We start from the raw sequence: 22,823 nt of genomic DNA, 5'->3' as shown, positions 1-22,823 counted from the left end.
TATAACCGCACTGCTGTTTAATCGTTCCAGCGATTAAGCAGCTTTTTTATTGCCAACAAGCAATAATTACTGGTACACCAATGACTAACATAGTAATTGCAGCACCAACACAAAACTTCCTGTGTGACTCCGGCACTTCATCCTCTGGCAAGTAAAAATAGTTATCTAGCCATTTCCACAACCTTCTTCACCACTTTCGCGTTTTTCCCTTGAAGTTTTAAGTCTGCAGCTGTCGACCATAATTTACTGCGTCTATGATGTTTTTCTAGTTGATCCAATGAATTATGTAGGTCAAGTTCTCGTTGTTTCGCTAAGTTGATTTGACCCTTTCGAGCAAGCATTCTGATTTCATCTGCTAAATCTTCAATGCATCTAATTTCTCGTTCTATTTGTTCATCCAAATTCATTTAATAAACCCTGCCTTTTGAAGATACTTATAATGATCCATCCATACTCCCGAGTAGCTAATACCAAGATGCTCCGTAGTAACTGCAATGAAGTTCGCCAGGGCAGTAGCAGCTTCTACTGCTTCCTCTATCATGTCCATAATGTTTTTTCTTTCGAAGTGTTCTATAGCATCGCTTGGTTTAGCAAGACTCGTACTAGTTATTGATTCCAAAGCTTCTTGGAGTTCTTCTATTGTTTTTTCACGTACACTACACCTATGAAGGTCTACATTTGGACCGTTCAAATAAATAGGGCCAGTGCCTGTATACTCATGTTGTACCGTTAATGCGAACTTAGGATTATCATATTTGCCAACTATGCTTCGGCTAATATCTGTGGGCACTTTCGTTCGACCGTTTTCATACTTTGAAATTGCTTCTCTTCCTACTCCAACTTCAAAGCCAAATTGCATTTGTGTTTCACTGCCCCTTAGTTCTTTCATAACTTCACCAACTAAATTTCCAGTCACAGTCATATTTCCATTCCTTACCGGTTGATTTAAGTCACATTTCACTTTAAAGTTAACTTCTATGAGACCGCCATTTATATAAAATGTCTGTATAATAAAGGTTAAGAGGTAGATTTGCCCCTACCTCTTACTAGATTGGTAGTTTGACAGAGGCCATTTGCCCTGGCCTCTCCTGTTCTTAAATCGAATGTTTGTACACCTGTCCGTGTATTATTTTTATTGCCATTCGAATTCAATGATTTCGTCCATAATAGGGATTACTTTTTCTGCAATCCAGAAGCGTTTGCCTTTTCCTCTGCGACGCTCGTATAGTTTAATTCGAGGATCTGTAAAAAACGCATCTTCTAGTGCATCACGTTCCATGCTGTACATAGCAGCAAGTTGTTTGACAGTTACTAATTTCTTTCTTATTACAATGTGTTTTTCAAATATTTCGTCGTATTTTGCATCTAATGCCTCGTTGTCTACTTTGACTTCAACCTGTGCAATTGCGTTCATACGATACCTCCGTCCATTTAAATATTTTCTGAACGTTTAAGAGCATTGCTAGCTTCATGTAAAATAAAAATCATTTCGTCAATTTGTTCACGATCAAGACTTAATGTAATTCCAGTTGTTTCTGTAAAACCTTTTTCAGCGTTACCCTCCACTGGATTAATAGAGATAACGGACATAGCATTGTCAACATCTGTATCAGTTTCTATTGAGAATGCATCTGTTAGTAAAGTGTTCTTTCGGATTAGTTCTAACATTAAGCTCCCAGCCCTTCAGTTGATTTATTTTCGATTAGCGTTAATTTCATTTGTTCCATAGTTGGTAAAATTCCCTTTGTTTTTAGTGTTTCATATAAGAACAAACGACCTTTTTGTGTCCATTTAGTGTGAAGATTAACACCTATAGAACCATCAGGTTTTCGAAACTCTTTTGTTTCAGATTTCGTGTATCCTAATCCTTTATACTTGCTGTATAGCAACCATTGTTTATTTAAGTTGTATTGAATACCGTGTTTGTGTAACAGTTTGTTAAATGCTATTGCACTCATTCCGTAATCTTCTGCTATTTGTGTTGTTAATAGTAAATCTGTACAACGTAAGACTTCATCAATGTAAGTAAGTTTTGGTTTTGCATCGGCAATTTGTTGTTTGTACATTCTATTTTCTAGTTCCAATTGTTCACGTTCTTCTTCTTTTTCTATTAAAGCCATTAAAGCTTCTTTATAATTTGAAGGCAATTTAGGATTTGTTGCTTTTAGTTGTTCTTCCATTTCTTCAAAACGTGTGACATATGCTGCTGTGAAAAGTACACCTTTTTCACCAGTCATTTTATTCGCTACCATGTCACAACCTTTTCTTGTTAATAAGAAACAAGGTAATCCTTTGTTTTGTAACGATTTGTATGTGTGGTTAATGAAGAACTCTTGAGAACGGAATTTTCCGTTGTCCAAAGTTTGTTTATAACTACTAATACTTTCTAATAAATCCGCATGACGTTTGCCTACCATTTTTGCAACCTGGCGACTATCAGTAACTAATTGACCGTTGAATGAAACTACATTTAATTGATTCATAATAAACCTCCTTTTAGTGTTAATACTTATTATAGAAATTGAGCTTTTACCATATTTGGTATTTTTTAACTATATGTTCTTTAAGATTCTTTAAGTTTTTCATGGGATTTTTAGAATCACCTTCCGATTAGTTAGGGTTCAAAACGTAAAATTGGTAAAAAACGTATTTTGGATGTCAAGTACTTTTTTTATAAATCAGGAAATAATTCAAAATATGGTGTTTGCAAAACTACTTCCAACTGAAGTGCAACTTCTAAACTTGGATTTAACCTACCCGATTCAAGAGAACTGATCATCGAACCTGAACAACCTACAAGTGCACCTAATTGCGCTTGTGTATAACCTTTAGTTTTTCTTTCAGCAATCAGGCGTACACGTTTAGAACCTTTAAGGTTTTGAAATTCCCATGATGGAGAAGATTCATTACGTTTCTTTTTGCGCTTTGGTTTGGTCATGCTCCAGTTCATATTTACCATTCCTTTCATTTGTTCATGATATAAGACACATTTCGTGTCCTATGTTTGTAAAAAAAATTTCATCAACAGTTTTACCGTAGTAATCTGCAATCTTTTTTGCCAAATTTAATGAAGGTGTTCTATCCCCTCTTTCAATTGCGCCTAGCATTTGACGGGTGATATCTAGATCCAAGGCAACCTCTGTTCTAGTTTTATCACCGCGAAGTCTTATTAAAGTTTTTCTATCCTTAATTACAGTTTCCATATCTTCAAACCTCCTTTTAGGAAACACTTTGTTTCTTTATATACACATATTAAAGGAAACATATCGTTTCTGTCAACCTTTTCTAGAAACTTTTTGTTTCTTAATTATACCTTTTATAGAAACAATGAGTTTCTACTTATATAATGTTAATAAAGAGGTGATATAAATGTTTGGGAAGATTTTAGCTGGCTTACGAAAAGAAAGGAAATTAAGTCAATATGATCTTGCGGAAAAAATGAATTTATCAAGAGGTCAAATTGCTAATTATGAACAAGGTAAAAGACAACCAGACTTCGATACACTTGAAAAATTTGCAGATTTTTTCGGGGTTTCTACAGATTTATTATTAGGTAGGTTTAAAGATATTACAGAACAAAATTTATCAGGTTTTAAATCAAATTCCGTTGATATTGAAAAATTAGATAAAGATGAGAGAGATGTAGCAAAGCGCATGGCTGAACTACGTGAAGATTTATCATCTGCAACTGGTCTACTTTTCGATGGTGAACCAATGAGTGATGAAGCAAAAGAATCCTTATTAGAAGCAATGGAATTTGGTGTACGACTAGCGAAGAAAAACAACAAAAAGTACATTCCTAATAAATATAGAGATAAAGAAGATTAAAACGATTCGAGGGGATGCGGATGGAGTGGGTTAGACAAAAAGTAGGGGCTTTATATAAAAAGTACGGTACCCGGAATCCATTTTCGTTAGCCAAATATTTAAGGATAGAAATTTTTTATTGGGATCTACCACCTGATATAAAAGGTTTTTATCAATATGAAAAACGTAATCGGTTTATTTTTATTAACAGTAGCTTAAGCAGTGAAGAACAACTTATTGTTTGTGCTCATGAATTAGGTCATGCAATTTTACATACTAAACTAAACACACCTTTCATGAGAACAAATACGTTTTTCTCTGTTGATAAAGTAGAAATTGAAGCAAATACCTTTGCCGCTCATCTTTTAATACCGGATGAAAATTTATTTGATTACGATGAACAAAAAACCATTTACAATATAGCTTCATTACATAACGTACCGCTAGAGCTGGTGAAACTGAAATGTAAGGGGCTATTTTAATACATAATTGTCGGAAAACATAAAAAGTATTACTTTAGGATTTAATTTCAATTAACATAAAAAGTTAAATCACAACACATTGAGGAGGGTTAGAAATGACAACAAACATCATTACTCAAGAAGTACAGCTAGAAAACAGAAGGGGTCAAACATCATACTTTGATGGTGGATTACTTCAATTTATCGGATGGTGCATTTTAGGTACACTTGTAACTGTTTGTACATTAGGTATTTGTTATCCATGGTCAATAACAATGATTTATGGTTGGAAAATCAATCACACTGTTGTTGAAGGACGCCGTTTAAAATTTAGTGGTTCAGCGATTGGTTTATTCGGTCACTGGATTAAATGGTGGTTACTAACTGTGATAACAATAGGTATTTACGGCTTTTGGGTATTTATCAAGTTAGAAGATTGGAAAGCTCGTAACACATCATTTGCAAAGTAAACTTTCTTACATATAGCTTCTTAAATGAAAGAAGCTATTTTATTACACTAAAAAAGAACGTATATTCCCATTTCGAAAGGAGTGATGCCTAGACTATCACCTGTTAATGTACACCTGTCCGTGATATAAGAACGGGGAATGTCAAATGAGTAAAAAACCAAAGATGAATAGAACGAAAAAAGATAATGATTTATATTGGTACATCGATACTGATGGAATTAAAAAATATGCCTACCGCCATCGTTATTACGATGTGTTAGGTAAACGTAAAGAAAAAACAGGCCAAGGTTTTACAACTGAAACTGCTGCATTTCGTAAATTATTAGAAGTAAAGTCTACGTTACTTAGTGGGAACTCGATTCAAGTTGAACACGAGAATATGACTATCGGGGCATGGATGGATATATGGTACGAATCTAATGAACGCGAGTGGGTTATCACTACTCAAAAGCAAAGGAAGAACATCATTAGATACCAGGTGAAACCGTTAATCGGTAAGATGAAACTATCTTCGCTTGATAAAGAAACGTATAAACGAAAATTTATTACACCCTTATTAAAGCAATACAAACCATCTACTGTGCGGCTATTCCATCGTGTATTCAAAGTCGCTGTTAATGCTGCCGTAGATGCTGAAATTATCCCTCGAAACCGATTTACAAAAGTCGTTATTAATGACGAAGAACTTGAAAAGCCAAACGTTTTAAATATCCAGCAACTAAATAAAATGCTAGAAATCGCGGAATTAGATGAGCCAATTACATCTTACGCCATTATTAGAACAATTGCTTTTACTGGAATTCGTCGTGGTGAAGCTTTAGCTTTAAAGTGGAAAAATGTCGATTTAACTAACGGTACTATTACTATAGAAGGAACTCGTGACAGAAATGGTCATAGAACACCTAAAACCAAGAATAGTTACCGTACTATCGCCATTGATGATCCATTAATTAAACTTTTGAAAAAGTACCGATTATGGTGTTTAGAAATTCTGTTAGAGGATGGAGAACAATTAAAGAAAGACGATTATGTTTTTATTTCTTCGCAGACGAGGGAGCCTTATGCTGATAACAGTTTATTTTATGCTTTTAAACGTTTGTCAGAAAAAATGGATACAACGGTTAAACCTCATACACTAAGACATACACATGCATCGATTTTGTTATACAGTGGTGAAGATGTTGCGACTGTTGCTGAACGACTTGGAAATACTCCAAAAGTCATTTGGGAAACATATGCTCACGTCATTGAAGATGATAAAAAGAAGGTTACAGATGTGTTTGCTGAAGCATTAAAAAATGGGTGAAATCCCCCCTATTTTGGGTGATTTGGGGGAAGAATTGGGGGAACGCTTTTCAAAAGTACCCTTCGTTCTTAGAGGCACAAGGGTTTAAGAAACTATTGAGCACTTCTCTCGTTAATTTTTTAACGTTAGAATGTTTGCGTTTCTTAAACCCCGCAACCTTGATTATTCAAGTGTTTGCGGGGTTTTTGTGTATAATAGCAACTTAACATTAAACATCGATCGTTCCAAGTCAACTTCTGCTAGGTAAATAAACCTAATTAACTGACCATTTTCTATACAAAAAAAGAAAGTCACTCATGATTCAGATGAGTGACTTTAGATGTCAGGCAATCAAACAATCTTGAATGCAGAGTATCTATGCCAACTGCAAAACAGGTTGGCTTACAAGGTTATGGTACGACTGTAAATCTTGTTGAAATAATTTATTATAGGTCGCTAAGCTATGTTGCTTTATATAGTCAAAGTCCTTTTTATCTATTAAATGACAGGTATTATTAAGTTCCCATGCGTTGTTCCATGCCGTTTCCTCGAATTCGATATTCATTTCATGCTCTTCTATAATCATAGATAAAAGGTGCTCGTTACGGTAAATTTCTTTTTTAGTATGTTGTCTTTTCATCTGGAAAATCTCTATTGTTCTTGGAAGGGATGCTTGTAGTGCTTCGCGGTCAACAGCATGACCTAGTTCATGTAAAGTAATAGTTTTTACATAAACATCCAGCGGAAGTGGTATCATTAGCTCATTTCCCGCTTCTTTTAGTCGTTTGGCATCAAATCCTATATAATCACCAATAAAGTTATAACTCATATTAATACCAGAATGATCTTCTTTTATTGCCATCGTTATCCCTACTGTTTGCATAACGGAATGTATTACACTATATAGTTCTTGTTCAATGTTCAATGTTGTCATTATCTCTTTCCTCTTTTCCTCTGAAAACAAGCTAATGATAATTTATTAGAAGCGGATTAAATATATACTAAAATTAGGAGAAATACAACATATTTATCCTGCATTTTTAGAGGAAAGAGTTATTCATCATCAAAAAAGACGTTTGTAGTTTTAAACTACAAACGTCTTTTAGCTTGTTTAGGCTTTTACCTACTATTCAATTAGTTGTTATTATTGTTATTTTTATTACGTTGATTGTGGTTGCCATTGGAGTTATTGCTACGCTGGTTGTTGCGTGCTTCTCCACCTTTACGGCCTATTTCTTCATAAAAATTGTCATCGTGGTTGTCAGCTGTCGCTTCTCCACCCTTACGCCCAATTTCTTGATAAAATTCCTGACCATGATTTTTAGACGTAGCTTCTCCGCCTTTACGTCCAATTTCTTCATAAAAATCATGATCATGATTTTTGGAGGTAGCTTCTCCGCCTTTACGTCCCGCTTCTTCTACAGTCATGTTGTCATTGTTGTTTCTGTTGCGATTGTTTTGCTTGTTAGCCATTATTAATTCCTCCTAATTAATTTTTTTAAGCTATTGACTAGCTCACTATTTATATTCCCAGTCTCTACATGGCTAAACATAGTTTTTAAAAAAATCTATTATTTCCTTTCTTTTTATTAAAAGATTGCTCATTTTCTAATAGCATTACCTATCGCGCAATCGTGATAGAGAGGACGTTTTGACGGAGCGTCAATATTCTAAAGCAGTTTTAATATTTATCAGTTACAGACTATCGTTCGGTTATACGGCGTTCAATGGTTGTCATCATTCATCCTCTATCCTATAAGTTCTTTCTTCTATTAGAAAAAACCTGTTATTGGTAATCTATAAGTTAATTTGAACATGTTCATTCATTACATGTTAATTCATTGTAAATTTTACTGTACATTAAAATAGCAATTCCTCATTTTTTTCACACCATTTACACTATCATTATATTAACAACTAAATATCAGTTATTTACTATTCAACTTATCATGAAAATAGAACACATTTCCAAAAAATATATTTTGTTTTCATACAATAACATTTATTTAAACGTATTCAAATCAACAATCTTACTCCTTATTAACTTTTACTAACCTATAACTCTAGTTACTTTTTTGTGAAATAATAACAGTAAAAATATTTACAATTTTAATAAAAATACTGCTTGAACTTTCAAAAAAAATAGAATAATATGGATTTCGAAAGGTGGTACGCCATCATTCAAGCAATAACAATTTTCTTAAAGGGGTTGGAAATATGTCAGACGTTCTAAAGCAATTTGTAATGCCAAAAACAAACTTATTTGGACCTGGAGCAATTCAAGAAGTTGGTAAACGCTTAAATGATTTAGAAGTGAAGAAGACATTAATCGTAACAGATGAGGGCTTACACAAATTAGGTCTCTCTGAGCAAATTGCTAACATCATCACAGCAGCTGGAATTGATGTTGCAATTTTCCCTAAAGCAGAACCAAATCCAACAGATCAAAACATTGAAGATGGAATCGCTGTTTATCATGCAGAAAACTGTGATTCAATTGTATCCCTTGGAGGCGGAAGTGCACATGATGCAGCAAAAGGTATCGGACTTATTGCTTCGAATGGTGGACGCATTCATGATTATGAAGGCGTTGACAAATCAGAAAACCCGCTGGTGCCATTAATCGCGATTAACACAACTGCTGGTACAGCAAGCGAAATGACACGCTTTACAATCATCACGGATACTGCACGTAAAGTAAAAATGGCGATTGTTGACAAAAACGTGACACCGCTTATTTCGATTAATGATCCAGAATTAATGATTGGCTTACCGCCAGCTCTAACAGCTGCAACGGGTGTAGATGCATTAACGCATGCTATCGAAGCGTTTGTATCGACAAATGCAACACCTATTACGGATGCATGTGCCGAAAAAGTACTTCAGCTAGTTCCTGAATATTTGCCACGTGCATATGCAAATGGTGCAGATTTAGAAGCGCGTGAACAAATGGTCTACGCACAATTTTTAGCAGGTATGGCGTTCAACAACGCTTCCCTTGGCTATGTACACGCTATCGCCCACCAATTAGGCGGCTTCTACAACTTACCGCATGGTGTATGTAATGCAATTTTATTACCGCATGTATGCCGCTTTAACTTAACAGCACGAACTGAGCGTTTTGCTCAAATCGCTGAGCTATTAGGTGAGAATGTTGAAGGCATCAGTAAACGTGATGCTGCTGAAAAAGCAATTTGTGCCATTGAAAAACTGTCTAAAGATTTGAATATTCCAAGTGGCTTCCGTGAATTAGGTGCGAAGGATGAGGATATCGAAATTTTAGCTAAAAATGCAATGTTAGACGTTTGTGCTGCAACAAACCCTCGTAAAGCTACATTAGAGGACATTAAGCAAATTATTGCAGCTGCCATGGGACCTGTTGTCAAATCAGCACAAACACTTGAAGCTGTTGCTCTTTCTTAATATATGGATGAAAAGACGTGTCTCTCTGAGACATGTCTTTTTTTGAGCATACAACAATCGCTTATTGTATGTATGCCTAGTGAAAGCTATACTTTTCTTAAAAAGATATTGGGGGAAAGATATGCGTTTAATTTCAATTTGCCCAAGCAACACAGAGCTTGTTGCCTATTTAGGGTTGACTCATCAGCTTGTCGGGGTTGATGATTTTTCAGATTGGCCGTCAGCTGTGCTGGATTTGCCTAAGTTAGGACCCGATTTATCAATTAATATGGATGCATTAGAGGCATTGCAGCCCGACCTTGTACTCGCATCGCTAAGTGTACCGGGAATGGAAAAAAATATAGAGGCGCTACAAGAAAGAAACATTCCCCACATCGTCTTTAATGCCAACTCATTAAACGAAATTGCACAAGATCTTCTAACACTAGGTATTGCATGTGGCGTAGAAGAGCAGGCAAAAAAAATTGCTGAAGAATATTTACACTTTATCGCACAGCTTGAAACGATTGCCCAAAGCATTCAAAATAAACCAACATTGTATTGGGAGTGGTGGCCTAATCCTATTTTTACTCCAGGTAAAGTCAATTGGCTCACAGAAATTAGCAGTCTAGCAGGGGGACAAAATCTGTTCCACGATATCGAGTTAGCCAATGTCCAAACAGATTGGCAAGAGATTATTCGCCGTAATCCAGATTATATTTTAATGGCATGGGTAGGCGTTGCCTATGAGCGCATTAAACCTGCTCACTTATTGAAGCGCCCAGCTGCCAACGAGTTACTGGCAGTTCAAATGCAACACATCCATGTCATGGAAGAATGGTTGTATTGCCGCCCATCACCTCGATTAGTAGAAGGCGCGCTGAAGCTTGCGCAACTGCTACACCCAGAAAGTTATCAACGAGTAGCACTACCAAGCTTTTTACAATGCTAAAAATCAAAACATCCCCTCGAATATTATGAATTCGAGGGGATGTTGAATTGTGTGGGAATTGTGTGAGTGCCTGGCACCCAAACTACACGAATTTTACCATATGGTATTTTTTCTTACCGCGACGTACAATGCTAAATGCATCTTCTAGGCGATCTTTTGCATCAACCGCATATTCTAAATCCATGATTTTTTCGCCATTTACGCTAATTGCACCATTTGTTACATCTTCACGTGCTTGACGTTTTGAAGATGAAATGCCTGCTTCGACAAGTAAATCTACGATGTTTTTCGCTTCTTTCGCCATTTCAATAGAAGGAACATCTTTAAACGCATCCTTCATTTCCTCTGCAGAAAGTGCTTTTAAATCACCAGAGAATAATGCTGCTGTAATACGAATCGCTTGGTCTAATGCTTCTTGACCATGAATTAAGCGTGTCATTTCCTCTGCTAACGCTTTTTGCGCCTTACGTAAATGTGGCTCTTCTTCAACCGATACAGCTAATGCTTCAATTTCTTCGCGTGTTAAGAATGTAAAGATTTTTAAGTATTTAATGACATCTGCATCCGCTGCGTTAATCCAGAATTGGTAGAACTCGTACGGAGAAGTTTTCTTACTATCTAACCACACTGCCCCGCCAGCTGTTTTCCCGAATTTTGTACCATCTGCTTTTGTTACTAGAGGAATTGTAATACCAAATGCTTTCGTTTCTTCCTCATGTGTTTTACGAATGACCTCTAAACCAGTTGTAATATTGCCCCATTGATCTGAACCACCTACTTGAATGCGACAGTTGTAATGATTGTATAAATGATTGTAATCAATACCTTGAATTAATGTGTATGCAAATTCAGTAAATGAAATACCTGTATCAAGACGGGATGCAATCGTATCTTTCGCTAACATGTAATTAACATTAATTAATTTCCCGTAATCTCGTAAAAATTCAATTGTGCCAATTTCGCCAATCCAATCACGGTTGTTGACTAATTGCGCGCCATTTCCATCTTCTGCAAACTCAAAAATGCGCTCTAATTGGCCTCGAATGGCTTGCACGTTTTTATCAATTTGCTCTACTGTTTGTAGTTGACGTTCTTCAGAGCGACCAGATGGGTCTCCAATCATCCCTGTCGCACCACCAACAAGTAAAATTGGACGGTGACCTGCTTTTTGGAAGCGACGAAGCGTTAATAAAGGCACGATATGACCGATGTGCATAGAGTCAGCTGTTGGATCTACACCACAGTACAAAGAAACAGACTGCTCTGCTAACAGTTTGGCCATGCCTTCAGCGTCTGTTTGTTGGTACAGCAAACCACGCCATTCTAAATCTTGTAATAATTCGTTTGTCATTGTTTCTTCCTCCTAAAATGTTTTTAGAGCGTGTAGACACAAAAAAGTCCCTACACGCAAAATATTGCATGCAGGGACGTTATTAACTAACGCGGTACCACCCGGCTTGAAGATGTCATCCATCTTCCTCTCATTCAATCGCCTTTATCGCAGGCGCGCACGTCTAAGCTCCAAGTACGTAATTCGTCTCTACATTATGACCAGCTTTCACCAACCGCCGGCTCTCTAAACAGGGAATATAGACACTACTGCAAACTCTTCATCACTAGAAAACTATAAGCATTATTCTAAACGATTCTTTTTCAATGTCAATAACTATGTTCGAGACAATTCATTATATGCTATAATAAACAAGATTTTAGGAGGTCGATACCTTGAAGGATTGGATTGAGAAAATCAATGCAAAGATCGATGCATTACTCGAACAAAAATGGATGAAGACATTACGTATTTCAGGCAGCGTTGTCTGGAACTTATTTTTACTATTTTTAGTCTTTGCATTGCTAGGCACAGTATTTGTTGGTTCTGTTGGCGCCGGCTATTTTGCCTCACTTGTTAAGGAAGAGCCTTTGCGCTCAAAAGAAGAATTACGCGACCTTATATTCAATTATGAGGAAACAAGTGAACTTTATTTTGCCAACGATATTTATATTGGGAAATTACGGACAGATTTAGAACGTCGTGAAACGTCTCTGAGCGCTGTAGCACCCGATTTAATTAATGCAGTACTCGCAACGGAAGATGAATATTTCCGTGAGCATAATGGCATTGTTCCAAAAGCCGTTATTCGAGGGCTACTGCAAGATGTCACAAACTCTGCCACGCAGACAGGTGGCTCTACATTAACACAACAACTTATTAAAAACCAAGTGTTAACAAATGAAGTATCCTATGAGCGAAAAGCAAAAGAACTACTACTTGCTATGCGCTTAGAGCACTTTATGACAAAGGAAGAAATATTAGAGGCTTATTTAAATATTATTCCTTATGGTCGAAATGCTACCGGGCGTAATATCGCCGGAATTGAAACAGCAGCTGAAGGTATTTTTAATGTGAAGGCAAAGGATTTAACACTTCCGCAAGCCGCTTACATAGCTGGTATTCCTCAAGCACCTTATACTTACACACCATTTACCAACACAGGTGTGCTAAAAAGTGAAGAAGCTTTAAAACTAGGCATCGATCGTATGAAAACGGTACTCTATCGTATGAGAGAAGCAGGCTACATTACTGAGAAGCAATACAAAGAAGCCCTCGCTTACGATATTACAAAAGATTTCCGTTCGCCAGAAGCACGTCCAGAAGATCGTTATCCTTGGTTAACGTTTGAACTGGAAGAACGCGCGAAGCAAATTATTGCTGAAAAGTTAGCGCAAGAAGATGGCATCGATCCAGAACGCTTAAAAACAGAAAGTAAACTAGAAGAGAAATATTCAATTTTAGCTGACCGCGATGTTCGTTCAAAAGGCTATCGTATTTATTCCACAATCAACAAAGATATGTACGATGCCATGGAAAAAGCGGCTGATAACTTTAAATATTACGGACAAACGTATACAGGCAAAGGCAAAGATCCTGTAACAGGTGAAGAAATCGATGTGCAAATGCCTGTACAGGTGGGCAGTATTTTAATCGAAAATAACACAGGACGAATTTTAAGTTTCCTAGGTGGTCGTGATTTCAAAACGAGTCAAGTAAACCACGCAACTCGCTCTACCCGTTCAAATGGTTCAACAATGAAACCTTTACTTGTATATGCACCAGCAATTGAATACGGTGTGATTGGTGCAGGGAGTCCATTAGTAGACGTCAAATTCTCTATTGGCACTTGGAGTCCGAAAAACTACTCGGCAACCGATGAACGCGGTCTTGTTCCTGCGCGTGAAGCGTTAGCTGACTCTCTAAATATTTCAACCCTACGCCTATATTACGACATCTTAAATAGACGTCCTGCTGAGTTTTTAGCAAAAATGGGCTTCTCGGATTTACAACCTGAAGATTATACAAACCTTTCAACAGGTATTGGTGCTTTAGAAGTAGGTACAACTGTTGAAGAAAATACAAATGCTTATGCAACTTTTGCGAATGGTGGTCAGTTTGTTGATGCCTATATGATTGAAAAAATAGAAGACCAAGATGGTAATCTTATTTATCAACATGAAGCAGAACCTGTACAAGTATTTAGTCCTGAAACGTCTTATATCGTGACAGACATGTTGCGAGATGTATTATCAAAAGGTACAGGGACAGTTGCAAAAAATACATTAAAATTCAATTCTGATTTTGCAGCTAAAACAGGTACTTCACAAAACACGAATGACGTTTGGTTAGTTGGTTATAATCCAAATGTTTCCCTAGGTGTCTGGATGGGCTACGATAAACAACGCTCACTGGATGCATTTAATAATACGTACTTGCAACCGAGTGCCCGCATTAACAAACTATGGGGTACATTAATGAACTCAGTCTATGACGTAGATCCACAACAAATTGATGCCCCAACAAACTTTAAGGCACCAAAAAATGTAGTGACTGCTTCATTCTGTGGTATTTCTGGTCTAGCACCTTCAGCAGCATGTGCGAGTGCAGGACTGGTTCGCTCAGATTTATTCAATGCGAAAGTCTTTTTACCGTCACAACCCGATGATAGCTTAGCGGCTTCGAGCGTTGTAACAATTCAAGGCAAAACATATAACGCACATCCGAATACGCCTGCAGAGTTTGTAAAAGCTAGTGGGGCGGGTATTAACCAAGCCTTTATAAAACGGATGCTAGGTAGACTAGGTGGTAACCCAGCAAGTCTACTGCCTAAAAACTCATCATTATCAAATTCATCTGTATCAGCTGTCGACTTCCCTGCAGATTCTAGTGCACCCGCAGCTGTCACTGCATCTATTCATGGCAACACCCTTTCTTGGAGTGGCTCTTCCAATGATGTAGTAGGATATCGAATTTATAATGTCACAAATGGCGGCAACACCCTTGTTTCTTCGGTATTAGAAGCGACTCAAAGTATGACTGTAGCTAGTGGACAAGCTTATGCAGTTGTCGCTGTAGATATTACAGGTTTAACTTCAGCACAATCCAATGTTGTTTCAACAGGTGGTAGCGAGACAAAACCTGACGAAGACAAAGAAGATGATGGCGATCACCCAACATCGCCAAATGTGCCAATTCCACCGGCCAACGGCAATAACGGCAATGGCTCAAATGGTGGCAACGGTTCCGGTAATAACGGCGGTGGCTCGAATGGCGGCAATGGTTCCGGTACTGGTGGCAACGGCGGTAACGGTGGCAGCGGATCCGGCAATGGAGGCAGCGGCGGTAACGGCGGTAACGGTTCCGGTAATAACGGCAACGGTTCGAATGGCGGTAACGGTTCCGGCAATAACGGCAATGGCTCAAATAACGGGAATGGTTCTGGTAATAATGGAGGGACAACACCTCCAACCGAAACCCCAACCGAATAATCAAATAGGCTTACTACAACGAAATTTCAATTGTAGTAAGCCTATTTTTTTGTCATTATTAAGAGGACAACTAAACAAAGGGGAGATAAAATGAAAATTTTAGTTTTAGGTGGCACTCGCTTCTTCGGAAAAAAATTAGTAGAGCTATGCCTTCAAAATAACCACGATGTGACGATATTAACGCGCGGTCAAAGCGGCAATCCATTTGGCGAACAAGTACAACAGATTACTGCAGATCGCAATGATGCGCAAGCATTAACTCAAGCTCTAGCTAATACAACATGGGATGTCGTTTACGATAATATTTGTTATTGTCCAAACAGTGCTCATGAAATGTCCCAAATATTAAAAAACAAAACGAAAAAGCTTGTGTTCACTTCAACGCTAGCTACATATGAAGCAGATGGTCATATGAAAACAGAAGCTGATTTTAATCCGCATGAATACGAGATTCGTATGGGCGATATTAATGATTTCACATACGGAGAAGGTAAACGTCAAGCAGAAGCTGTCTTTTATCAAGAAGCAACATTTCCTGTTGTCGCTGTGCGTTTCCCTATTGTAGTTGGTGAACATGATTATACACGCCGATTGCATTTTCACGTAGAACACATATTAAATGAACAACCTATTACATTGCCAAATGTTGACGCAAAAATGAGTTTCATTACCGATGAGGAAGCAGCAGCATTTTTATATTTTGCAGGCGTTGCGCCAATTGAAGGTCCCTATAACGCTACAGCAACAGGTACTATTTCATTAAAATCATTACTAGAATTAATTGAAAATGAAACGAACAAACGCGCAAAAGTGTCACTCATTGGTGGTGACGAACATTCTAGGTCACCTTATGGAATTCCAAATCATTGGTATATGTCCAACGCTAAGGCACAAGAGGCAGGCTTTACATTTAGTCAATTAAACGATTGGCTCCCTACCCTTGTCCATACATTGGTGAAACAACTGCAATAAAATATCTTGGGGATAAAAGGAAAAAGTGTTAGATTAACAGTAGTCAACCTAACACTTTTTCTAGTAATCTCAATTATTGCAATATCGTTTTTAGTATTTCTACCGCCTCGTCAATCTCTGTTTTAGACACTGTAAGCGGTGGTAACAATCGAATGACATTTGGTCCTGCCCCTACAAGAAGCAAGCCCTTTTCTTCGGCAGCCATAATATAAGATGCTACCTCTGTATCGCCACAACCAATTCCAAGTAATAATCCTTGCCCTTGCACCGTATAGTTTGTCGGTAAATTAGCTTGTAACTGTTTTACAAAAAACGAAGATATCTCTTGCACATTTGCTAAAAAACTTGGCTCAAAAACGTGATCAAGAATCGTTTCAGCTACACGCATCGCTAAAGGATTTCCACCAAAAGTAGTACCATGAGTGCCCGGACCAAACGTATCATACAAGTCCGCCGTGCCTAGCATTGCTCCTACAGGGAAACCTCCCCCTAAACCTTTAGCTAATGTCACGATATTTGGCTTCAAAACAGTTTGTTCAAATGCATAACGAGTTCCCGTTCTGCCAATTCCCGTTTGCACTTCATCAACAATTAATAAAATGCCTTTGTCATCACATATGTTTGCAATTGCTTCTGCAAATTGTGGTGATACACTATTCACACCACCTTCACCTTGAATCATTTCGAGCATGATCGCTGCAACTGAATCGTCTATCGTTGCTTCTAACGCTTCTACGTCATTAAATGGCAACACTGTAAACTTTTCAACAAGCGGACCAAAGCCATTATGTATTTTGCTTTGACCAGTTGCTGACATTGCTCCAAACGTTCGACCATGAAATGATTTTTCGAAGGTAATAATATGATGTTTGCCTGTATGCTTACGAGCCATTTTAATGGCCGCTTCATTTGCTTCCGCACCACTATTACAGAAAAATGCATACTTTAAATGTGTATTTGCCACTAATTTTTGAGCAACAATCTCCTGCCCAGGAATATCAAATAAATTTGACATGTGCCAAAGCTTTTCACTTTGTTCTTGAATAGCTTTTACGATGGCGGGATGTGCATGCCCAAGACTCACAACGGCAATACCACTTGTAAAATCTAAATACTTCTTACCTTGCGTATCTTCTACAATCGTTCCTCGCCCTTTTACAATTTGTGCACGGCGTTTGCCGTAATTGCCAAATAAAGCGCTCATCCTATCAACCCCTCTTTATCATTATTAAGGATGCCACCTTACAGCATGGCGTCTTCTAATTTTCGTATAATTGTTGTTCCTTCTAATGAATCACCTACGATTTGGACAGAAGGAATACCTGCGTTTAAGCATTCAATTGCTCCTTGTACTTTCGGAATCATACCACCGTAAATATGACCTTCCTCAATCCATTGTGCTATTAACGCAGCTGTTGCTTCCGTTTGATATTCATCTTGAATACGAATACCTGCAACATCCGTCACTAGCAGTAAGCTTTCTGCGCTAATAGCAAGTGCTACTTCACTTGCCACTATATCGCCGTTAATATTTAGCCCTTGCCCTTTTAGATTAACCCCGACACACGCAATAACGGGGACAACTCCAGCCGCGATAATTGATTCTAATAGTGTTGTATTCACCGATTGTACAGAACCTACAAAGCCGTAAATATCTTTGTCTAAAAAATCCGCTACCAGCAATTGTCCATCAAAGCCATTTAGTCCAATTGCAGTAATACCAGCCGTTGTTAACTCATGTACAAGCGCAGGATTCACATGTCCAAGTAATGTAGATTGGACAACCTCCATTGCTGCCTCAGTCGTTACGCGAATGCCATTTAGTGCATAGGATTCAATTTGTCGGGCAGCCAGTTGTCGATTAATAGCAGGGCCTCCGCCATGTGTAATAATCAGTTCGACACCACTATCCTGTAGTTTTTTGAAATTCTTAAAAAATGCCTCGTTTAAGCCTTCCAACGTACTACCGCCAAGCTTTATTACCATGCGTTTACGAGCGGTATGATGCATTGATTTGAACGTAGTCATACGTTAAGTCACATCCCCAAGCATGCCCCTTGCCTTCGCCAATACCAAGTGACACAAAGATTTTCACTTCATGCATCTTTAAAATTTGAATTAATTCATCTTCAGAAAAAGCAATCGGTTCACCGTTTTCTACCATTGTTGCGCCACCAATTTGAATGGTAATTTTGTCAGGGTCAACAATTGCCCCACTGTAGCCAACTGCTGCAATAATGCGTCCCCAGTTTGCATCACATCCAAATACAGCGGTTTTTACTAGTGGCGAACCAACAACTGTTTTTGCAATTTTACGCGCCTCCTCATCTGAAATCGCACCCGCTACTTCAACTTCAATTAATTTCGTTGCACCTTCACCATCTTTGGCAATCATTTTCGCTAAATCTTCTGCTACTGTTTTTAATGTATAGTAAAAGTTATGCCAATCAGGATGTGCAGATGTTAAAGAATTATTGCCAGCTAGACCATTTGCCATCACGACTACCGTATCATTTGTCGATGTATCACCATCTACCGTAATTGCATTAAATGTCTGGTTGGTAATTTCCGATAATGCCGCTTGTAAGACATCTGATTCAATATTGGCATCTGTTGTAATAAAACCTAGCATCGTCGCCATATTCGGTTCAATCATTCCTGAGCCCTTTGCTACACCGGCAATGATAATCTCTTTGCCATCTACCAATGTGCTATAGCTCGTATTTTTCATTACTGTATCCGTTGTTAAGATTGCCTGCGCAAAATCGATAGCACTCTCCAAGTTATCCTTAGGCTCTAATTGTGAGATCCCACTTGCAACTGGCTCCATATTCATAATTTCTCCTATGACACCAGTGGAGCAGACACCGACAAGATTTGCAGCCACTCCTAATTTGTCGGCTGCTAAAGCTTGCATGGATTGTGCATCTATGACGCCTTGCTTCCCTGTGCATGCATTGGCATTGCCAGAGTTTACAATCATCGCCTGTATTTTTTTTGTTGTGTAGACAACCTCTTTTGTTATTTTTAACGGTGCCGCTTGCACCGCATTTGTTGTAAATACACCAGCAACACTTGCAGGTACATCACTAACTAAAATCGCTAAATCTTTTTTCTTATGCTTTAAGCCGCAATGAATACCTGCCGCTTTAAAGCCCTTTGGTGATACAATATTTTTACTCGATAATTTTTTCATTACGTTCGTTGATACCGTTAATGTCATAATCATATTCCTCCTTTAATTGTTTAGGTGCCTTGTTTAGGTGCCTGGCACTCACACAATTCGCAATATTCAAAATTGTTTAGGTGCCTGGCACTTATATAAACAACGGTACAATGTCTAGGCCCGTTGTTTGCGGTAAATCAAATTGCACATTCATATTTTGAATAGCTTGCCCTGCTGCCCCTTTGACTAAATTATCAATAACTGCCACAATCGTGGCACGATTTGTACGGCTATCGACTTTGACGAACATATCGCAATAATTAGAGCCTTTTACACGGTTGGTAGCAAGGCTATTAACATCCGTCACTACCCGTACAAATGGATGATGTTCATATGTTGCCTGTAGGCAAGCAACAAGTTGTTGCTCTGTAATTCCCGGCATTAATGGCGCATAAGCAGTCGATAATATACCACGTGTCATTGGCACTAAATGGGTATTAAATGTAATGGCTGTGTCGACACCTGCAAACATAGAGATTGCTTGCTCAATTTCAGGAATATGTTGATGTCTGTTAGTTTTATAAATAGAGAAGTTTTCATTCACTTCACTAAAGTGTGTCGTTTGCGACGGTTTATTGCCAGCTCCAGAAATGCCACTTTTCGCATCTATGATGAGATAATTTGAATCAATCAGTTGCGCTTTTACTAGTGGTAATAACGAAAGCAGGACCGCTGTTGGATAGCATCCCGGGTTCGCAATAAGAGAGGCATTTTTCACATTCTGAGCATTCCATTCAGTTAAGCCATAAACACTTTGCTGAATAATTTCTAACGGTGCAGCTTTTTTTCCATACCACTGCTCATAGCTAGTTGGATCCTTTAATCGGAAATCCCCTGATAAATCTATTAACCTCGGACCTTTACCAATTAAAGGTGGTAACAGTTCACTTGTTACACCTGAAGGCGTACTAGTAAACACTACATCCAATTTCGCTAATGCATCGTAATCGATTTTTTGTAACGGCCAATCTGCCATCGTAACTAAATGACCATACTTGGAGGAAAATAAGACACCTTCCTCAGTCGATGTAAATAAATCAATATGCTCTACCGCCGGATGATTATGTAAAAAGCGGATAAGCTCCAATCCTCCATATCCTGTTGCGCCAACAATTCCTACTTTCATTACACTCACCTCTAAAATAAGTTAAAAACAGTATACGTCTGCATAATTATTAAGTCAACTGAATTTTTATTTATTACTATTATTTTCTCAATTTTCTGTTACAAGTGTTATAATTTCAAATTTATTCCCGCTAAATAAGAAAAAGAAGGTAGGAACTCTCTCCTTAAACGAAAGAATCCCTACCTCCTATTTATACATGAATTGAATAAAAATAAATTATGTGTTAAAGTCTCTTAATCTTCCATTGTAGAAAGATCACCAGTAGGTAAATTTAACTCCCACGCCTTTAACACACGTCGCATTATTTTGCCGCTTCGTGTTTTTGGCAATTTTTCTTTAAACTCAATTTCCCTCGGTGCTGCGTGAGCCGATAACCCTCTTTTGACAAACTCGCGAATATTTTCACTTAAAGCATCAGACGGCTCCACGCCTTCCCGTAAAGAGACAAATGCTTTAATAATTTCACCACGCACAGGATCAGGTTTACCTATAACCCCTGCTTCAATAATGTCTGGATGTTCTAGTAGCTTACTCTCTACTTCGAAAGGTCCCACACGTTCACCAGCTGTCATAATCACATCATCCACTCGACCCTGGAACCAGAAATAACCTTCATCATCCATGTAAGCCGAATCACCAGATACGTACCATTCACCTTTTAAAAAGTACGATTCGTAACGCGCAGGATTACCCCAAATTTGACGCATCATCGCTGGCCAACCTCTACGTATAGCTAAGTTGCCCATTGTAAATGGTGGCACTTCATTACCGGCATCATCTACAATTGTCGCATGTATGCCAGGTAAAGGTTTGCCCATTGAGCCTGGCTTAATATCCATGCTCGGATAATTACAAATCATATGCGCACCTGTTTCTGTCATCCACCAAGTATCATGAATGCGATGCCCCAACTCTTCACTACCCCAACGGATAACTTCTGGGTTAAGCGGTTCCCCAACAGATAATACATGGCGCAATGATGATAGATCATAATTTTCCAACATGCCACTACCAGCACCCATTAACATACGGAATGCTGTTGGCGCACTATACCAAACTGTGACACTGTAGTCTTCAATAGCTTGGTACCATGCTTGCGGAGAGAATCGCCCACCAACAATGAGCATTGTGACACCGTTTAACCATGGTCCAAAAATGCCATAAGAAGTACCCGTTACCCAACCTGGATCAGCTGTACACCAATAAATATCATTGTCACCTAAATCAAGTACCCACTGCGTTGACTGATATTGTTGAAGCATTGCATTATGAACATGTAATACTCCTTTTGGTGCACCTGTCGAGCCGGAAGTGTAATGTAAAATCATCCCGTCTTCACGATCTACCCACTCTATATCAAACTTAGCAGATGCCTCTTTCATCCGCTGATTAAAGTCTAAAATTTGAGGTGATTCTTCGATATCCGATCCTACTAAAAATACATGTTGCAAGTTAGGAAGTTTAGCTAATGGTACTCGTTCTAATAATTCAGGCGTTGTAACTAGCACTTTCGCATCGCTATCTAAAAGTCGATCATACACAGCACCTTCCATGAATGCTTCGAATAACGGCCCTACAATCACACCCATTTTTAAAGCACCTAATAATGAGAAGTACAGCTCAGGTGAGCGAGGCATAAAAATAAATAAACGATCGCCTTTTTCCAAGTTCGTCGCTGTTTTAAACACATTTGCTGCTTTGTTCGTCAGCCTTTTCATTTCATTAAAAGAAAATGCTTCCTTACGCTTACCATCATTATAATAGAGTGCAACTTTATTTTTCCGAGCAGTTTCGGTATGACGATCAATTGCCTCATACGCCATATTGACTAATCCTGTTTCATGCCAGCTAAATGCTTTTTCAGTTTCTGCCCAATCATGATTTGCAGCTGCCTCCTCATAATTTGGCAAATGATAATGCCCTGTTTTTGCTTTTAATTTCTCCATCGTTTTCATCCCCATGAAATAACCCCTTCCTTTTTGCTTTAGTTCATAAGTAAGCAAATTTCCAACGTACTTACGCTTTCTCTCTGCAATTACGCCCCAACGTAATCGTAGCTGCCTGCCACTTCGTCCGCACTTTGCTTGCGCTACATTAATTCCCCTGAAAGCTCACTATAAAGGACAAAAAAGTGAGCCCCATCCCCTAAACGGAAAATTAAGTTAATAAATGGCAATTGAAACAATTTCGCCATATATTAAAATTCGCTACTTTCTCCAAAGACAAATACGTTATGGAGCATTTGTTATAGAACAGTTTATGCTATCACCTTAACTACAATGCTTAATATAACAACATTTA

Annotated in this window: 23 protein-coding genes and 1 other annotated feature; of the genes, 8 read left to right on the top strand and 15 right to left on the bottom strand. The window is 38.2% G+C overall.

All coding sequences use genetic code 11. The annotated features are described in order from the left end of the window. Positions 1-161: 161 nt before the first annotated feature. The 7 genes from ACIQXI_RS00575 to ACIQXI_RS00545 all read right to left on the bottom strand — a co-directional run bounded on the left by ACIQXI_RS00575 (position 162) and on the right by ACIQXI_RS00545 (position 3,203). The gene (locus ACIQXI_RS00575; RefSeq protein WP_402920330.1) at positions 162-407 is read right to left on the bottom strand and encodes a hypothetical protein; all 246 of its coding nucleotides are present in this window, start codon (positions 405-407) and stop codon (positions 162-164) included. After that, positions 404-922, bottom strand: a complete 519-nt coding sequence (locus ACIQXI_RS00570; RefSeq protein WP_402920327.1) for a helix-turn-helix domain-containing protein — start codon at positions 920-922, stop codon at positions 404-406. The genes ACIQXI_RS00575 and ACIQXI_RS00570 overlap by 4 nt, the downstream gene beginning before the upstream one ends. Before the next feature lie 210 nt (positions 923-1,132). Continuing rightward, a complete protein-coding gene (locus ACIQXI_RS00565; RefSeq protein WP_402920324.1) occupies positions 1,133-1,414 on the bottom strand; it encodes a hypothetical protein in 282 nt (93 codons plus the stop codon). A gap of 17 nt (positions 1,415-1,431) precedes the next feature. Beyond that, a complete protein-coding gene (locus ACIQXI_RS00560; RefSeq protein ID WP_402920321.1) occupies positions 1,432-1,668 on the bottom strand; it encodes a hypothetical protein in 237 nt (78 codons plus the stop codon). Next, positions 1,668-2,483, bottom strand: coding sequence for a Rha family transcriptional regulator (locus ACIQXI_RS00555; protein WP_402920319.1), 816 nt, complete (start codon positions 2,481-2,483; stop codon positions 1,668-1,670). The genes ACIQXI_RS00560 and ACIQXI_RS00555 overlap by 1 nt, the downstream gene beginning before the upstream one ends. Positions 2,484-2,671: 188 nt before the next feature. Further along, complete coding sequence (locus ACIQXI_RS00550; protein WP_402920316.1) at positions 2,672-2,950, bottom strand: helix-turn-helix transcriptional regulator; 279 nt, start codon at positions 2,948-2,950, stop codon at positions 2,672-2,674. A gap of 22 nt (positions 2,951-2,972) precedes the next feature. Continuing rightward, complete coding sequence (locus ACIQXI_RS00545; RefSeq protein WP_402920314.1) at positions 2,973-3,203, bottom strand: helix-turn-helix transcriptional regulator; 231 nt, start codon at positions 3,201-3,203, stop codon at positions 2,973-2,975. Between the two features lie 166 nt (positions 3,204-3,369). On the opposite strand from ACIQXI_RS00545, the gene ACIQXI_RS00540 reads away from it, so the two are divergent. From ACIQXI_RS00540 to ACIQXI_RS00525, 4 genes are all read left to right on the top strand, one after another. Next, positions 3,370-3,828 (top strand): helix-turn-helix domain-containing protein, encoded by a 459-nt coding sequence (locus tag ACIQXI_RS00540; protein ID WP_402920312.1) that lies wholly within the window; start codon positions 3,370-3,372, stop codon positions 3,826-3,828. A 20-nt stretch (positions 3,829-3,848) separates the two neighbouring features. After that, complete coding sequence (locus ACIQXI_RS00535) at positions 3,849-4,289, top strand: ImmA/IrrE family metallo-endopeptidase (RefSeq protein ID WP_402920309.1); 441 nt, start codon at positions 3,849-3,851, stop codon at positions 4,287-4,289. A gap of 95 nt (positions 4,290-4,384) precedes the next feature. Further along, a complete protein-coding gene (locus ACIQXI_RS00530) occupies positions 4,385-4,738 on the top strand; it encodes a YjgN family protein (RefSeq protein ID WP_402920306.1) in 354 nt (117 codons plus the stop codon). A 145-nt stretch (positions 4,739-4,883) separates the two neighbouring features. Beyond that, positions 4,884-6,044, top strand: a complete 1,161-nt coding sequence (locus ACIQXI_RS00525) for a tyrosine-type recombinase/integrase (RefSeq protein WP_402920303.1) — start codon at positions 4,884-4,886, stop codon at positions 6,042-6,044. A 355-nt stretch (positions 6,045-6,399) separates the two neighbouring features. On the opposite strand, the gene ACIQXI_RS00520 is transcribed toward ACIQXI_RS00525, so the two are convergent. Together ACIQXI_RS00520 and ACIQXI_RS00515 are read right to left on the bottom strand one after the other, a co-directional pair. After that, the gene (locus tag ACIQXI_RS00520) at positions 6,400-6,957 is read right to left on the bottom strand and encodes an integrase (RefSeq protein WP_402920300.1); all 558 of its coding nucleotides are present in this window, start codon (positions 6,955-6,957) and stop codon (positions 6,400-6,402) included. A gap of 200 nt (positions 6,958-7,157) precedes the next feature. Then, positions 7,158-7,451, bottom strand: coding sequence for a KGG domain-containing protein (locus ACIQXI_RS00515; RefSeq protein ID WP_402925600.1), 294 nt, complete (start codon positions 7,449-7,451; stop codon positions 7,158-7,160). A gap of 789 nt (positions 7,452-8,240) precedes the next feature. Between ACIQXI_RS00515 and ACIQXI_RS00510 the strand changes: the two genes are divergently transcribed. Together ACIQXI_RS00510 and ACIQXI_RS00505 are read left to right on the top strand one after the other, a co-directional pair. Continuing rightward, entirely contained in the window at positions 8,241-9,446 is a 1,206-nt protein-coding gene (locus tag ACIQXI_RS00510; protein ID WP_402920297.1) for an iron-containing alcohol dehydrogenase, read from the top strand. 121 nt (positions 9,447-9,567) lie between these two features. Then, entirely contained in the window at positions 9,568-10,377 is an 810-nt protein-coding gene (locus ACIQXI_RS00505; protein WP_402920294.1) for a cobalamin-binding protein, read from the top strand. A gap of 82 nt (positions 10,378-10,459) precedes the next feature. Here ACIQXI_RS00505 and tyrS read toward each other — a convergent pair whose 3' ends face one another. After that, on the bottom strand, positions 10,460-11,728 hold the full coding sequence (gene tyrS, locus ACIQXI_RS00500; RefSeq protein WP_402920291.1) for a tyrosine--tRNA ligase: 1,269 nt from the start codon (positions 11,726-11,728) through the stop codon (positions 10,460-10,462). A gap of 69 nt (positions 11,729-11,797) precedes the next feature. After that, positions 11,798-12,000 (bottom strand) — a binding site (T-box leader). Positions 12,001-12,102: 102 nt separating this feature from the next. Here tyrS and ACIQXI_RS00495 point away from each other — a divergent pair. Then, positions 12,103-15,198 (top strand): transglycosylase domain-containing protein, encoded by a 3,096-nt coding sequence (locus ACIQXI_RS00495; RefSeq protein WP_402920288.1) that lies wholly within the window; start codon positions 12,103-12,105, stop codon positions 15,196-15,198. Between the two features lie 90 nt (positions 15,199-15,288). Next, the gene (locus ACIQXI_RS00490) at positions 15,289-16,170 is read left to right on the top strand and encodes an NAD-dependent epimerase/dehydratase family protein (protein WP_402920285.1); all 882 of its coding nucleotides are present in this window, start codon (positions 15,289-15,291) and stop codon (positions 16,168-16,170) included. A gap of 73 nt (positions 16,171-16,243) precedes the next feature. On the opposite strand, the gene ACIQXI_RS00485 is transcribed toward ACIQXI_RS00490, so the two are convergent. From ACIQXI_RS00485 to acsA, 5 genes are all read right to left on the bottom strand, one after another. After that, positions 16,244-17,374: an acetylornithine transaminase gene (locus ACIQXI_RS00485; RefSeq protein WP_402920282.1), complete on the bottom strand. Its 1,131-nt coding sequence runs from the start codon at positions 17,372-17,374 to the stop codon at positions 16,244-16,246. A gap of 38 nt (positions 17,375-17,412) precedes the next feature. Further along, entirely contained in the window at positions 17,413-18,198 is a 786-nt protein-coding gene (gene argB / locus ACIQXI_RS00480) for an acetylglutamate kinase (protein ID WP_402920279.1), read from the bottom strand. Continuing rightward, a complete protein-coding gene (gene argJ, locus ACIQXI_RS00475) occupies positions 18,161-19,393 on the bottom strand; it encodes a bifunctional glutamate N-acetyltransferase/amino-acid acetyltransferase ArgJ (RefSeq protein ID WP_402920276.1) in 1,233 nt (410 codons plus the stop codon). The genes argB and argJ overlap by 38 nt, the downstream gene beginning before the upstream one ends. Positions 19,394-19,487: 94 nt before the next feature. Then, positions 19,488-20,522 (bottom strand): N-acetyl-gamma-glutamyl-phosphate reductase, encoded by a 1,035-nt coding sequence (gene argC, locus ACIQXI_RS00470; protein WP_402920273.1) that lies wholly within the window; start codon positions 20,520-20,522, stop codon positions 19,488-19,490. Positions 20,523-20,755: 233 nt separating this feature from the next. Further along, on the bottom strand, positions 20,756-22,483 hold the full coding sequence (gene acsA, locus ACIQXI_RS00465) for an acetate--CoA ligase (protein ID WP_402920270.1): 1,728 nt from the start codon (positions 22,481-22,483) through the stop codon (positions 20,756-20,758). Positions 22,484-22,823 lie beyond the last annotated feature (340 nt).

The organism is Lysinibacillus sp. NPDC097195 (genome assembly GCF_044762075.1).
In the GTDB taxonomy this organism is placed as follows: domain Bacteria; phylum Bacillota; class Bacilli; order Bacillales_A; family Planococcaceae; genus Lysinibacillus.
This window is presented reverse-complemented; position numbering and strand designations above follow the sequence as displayed.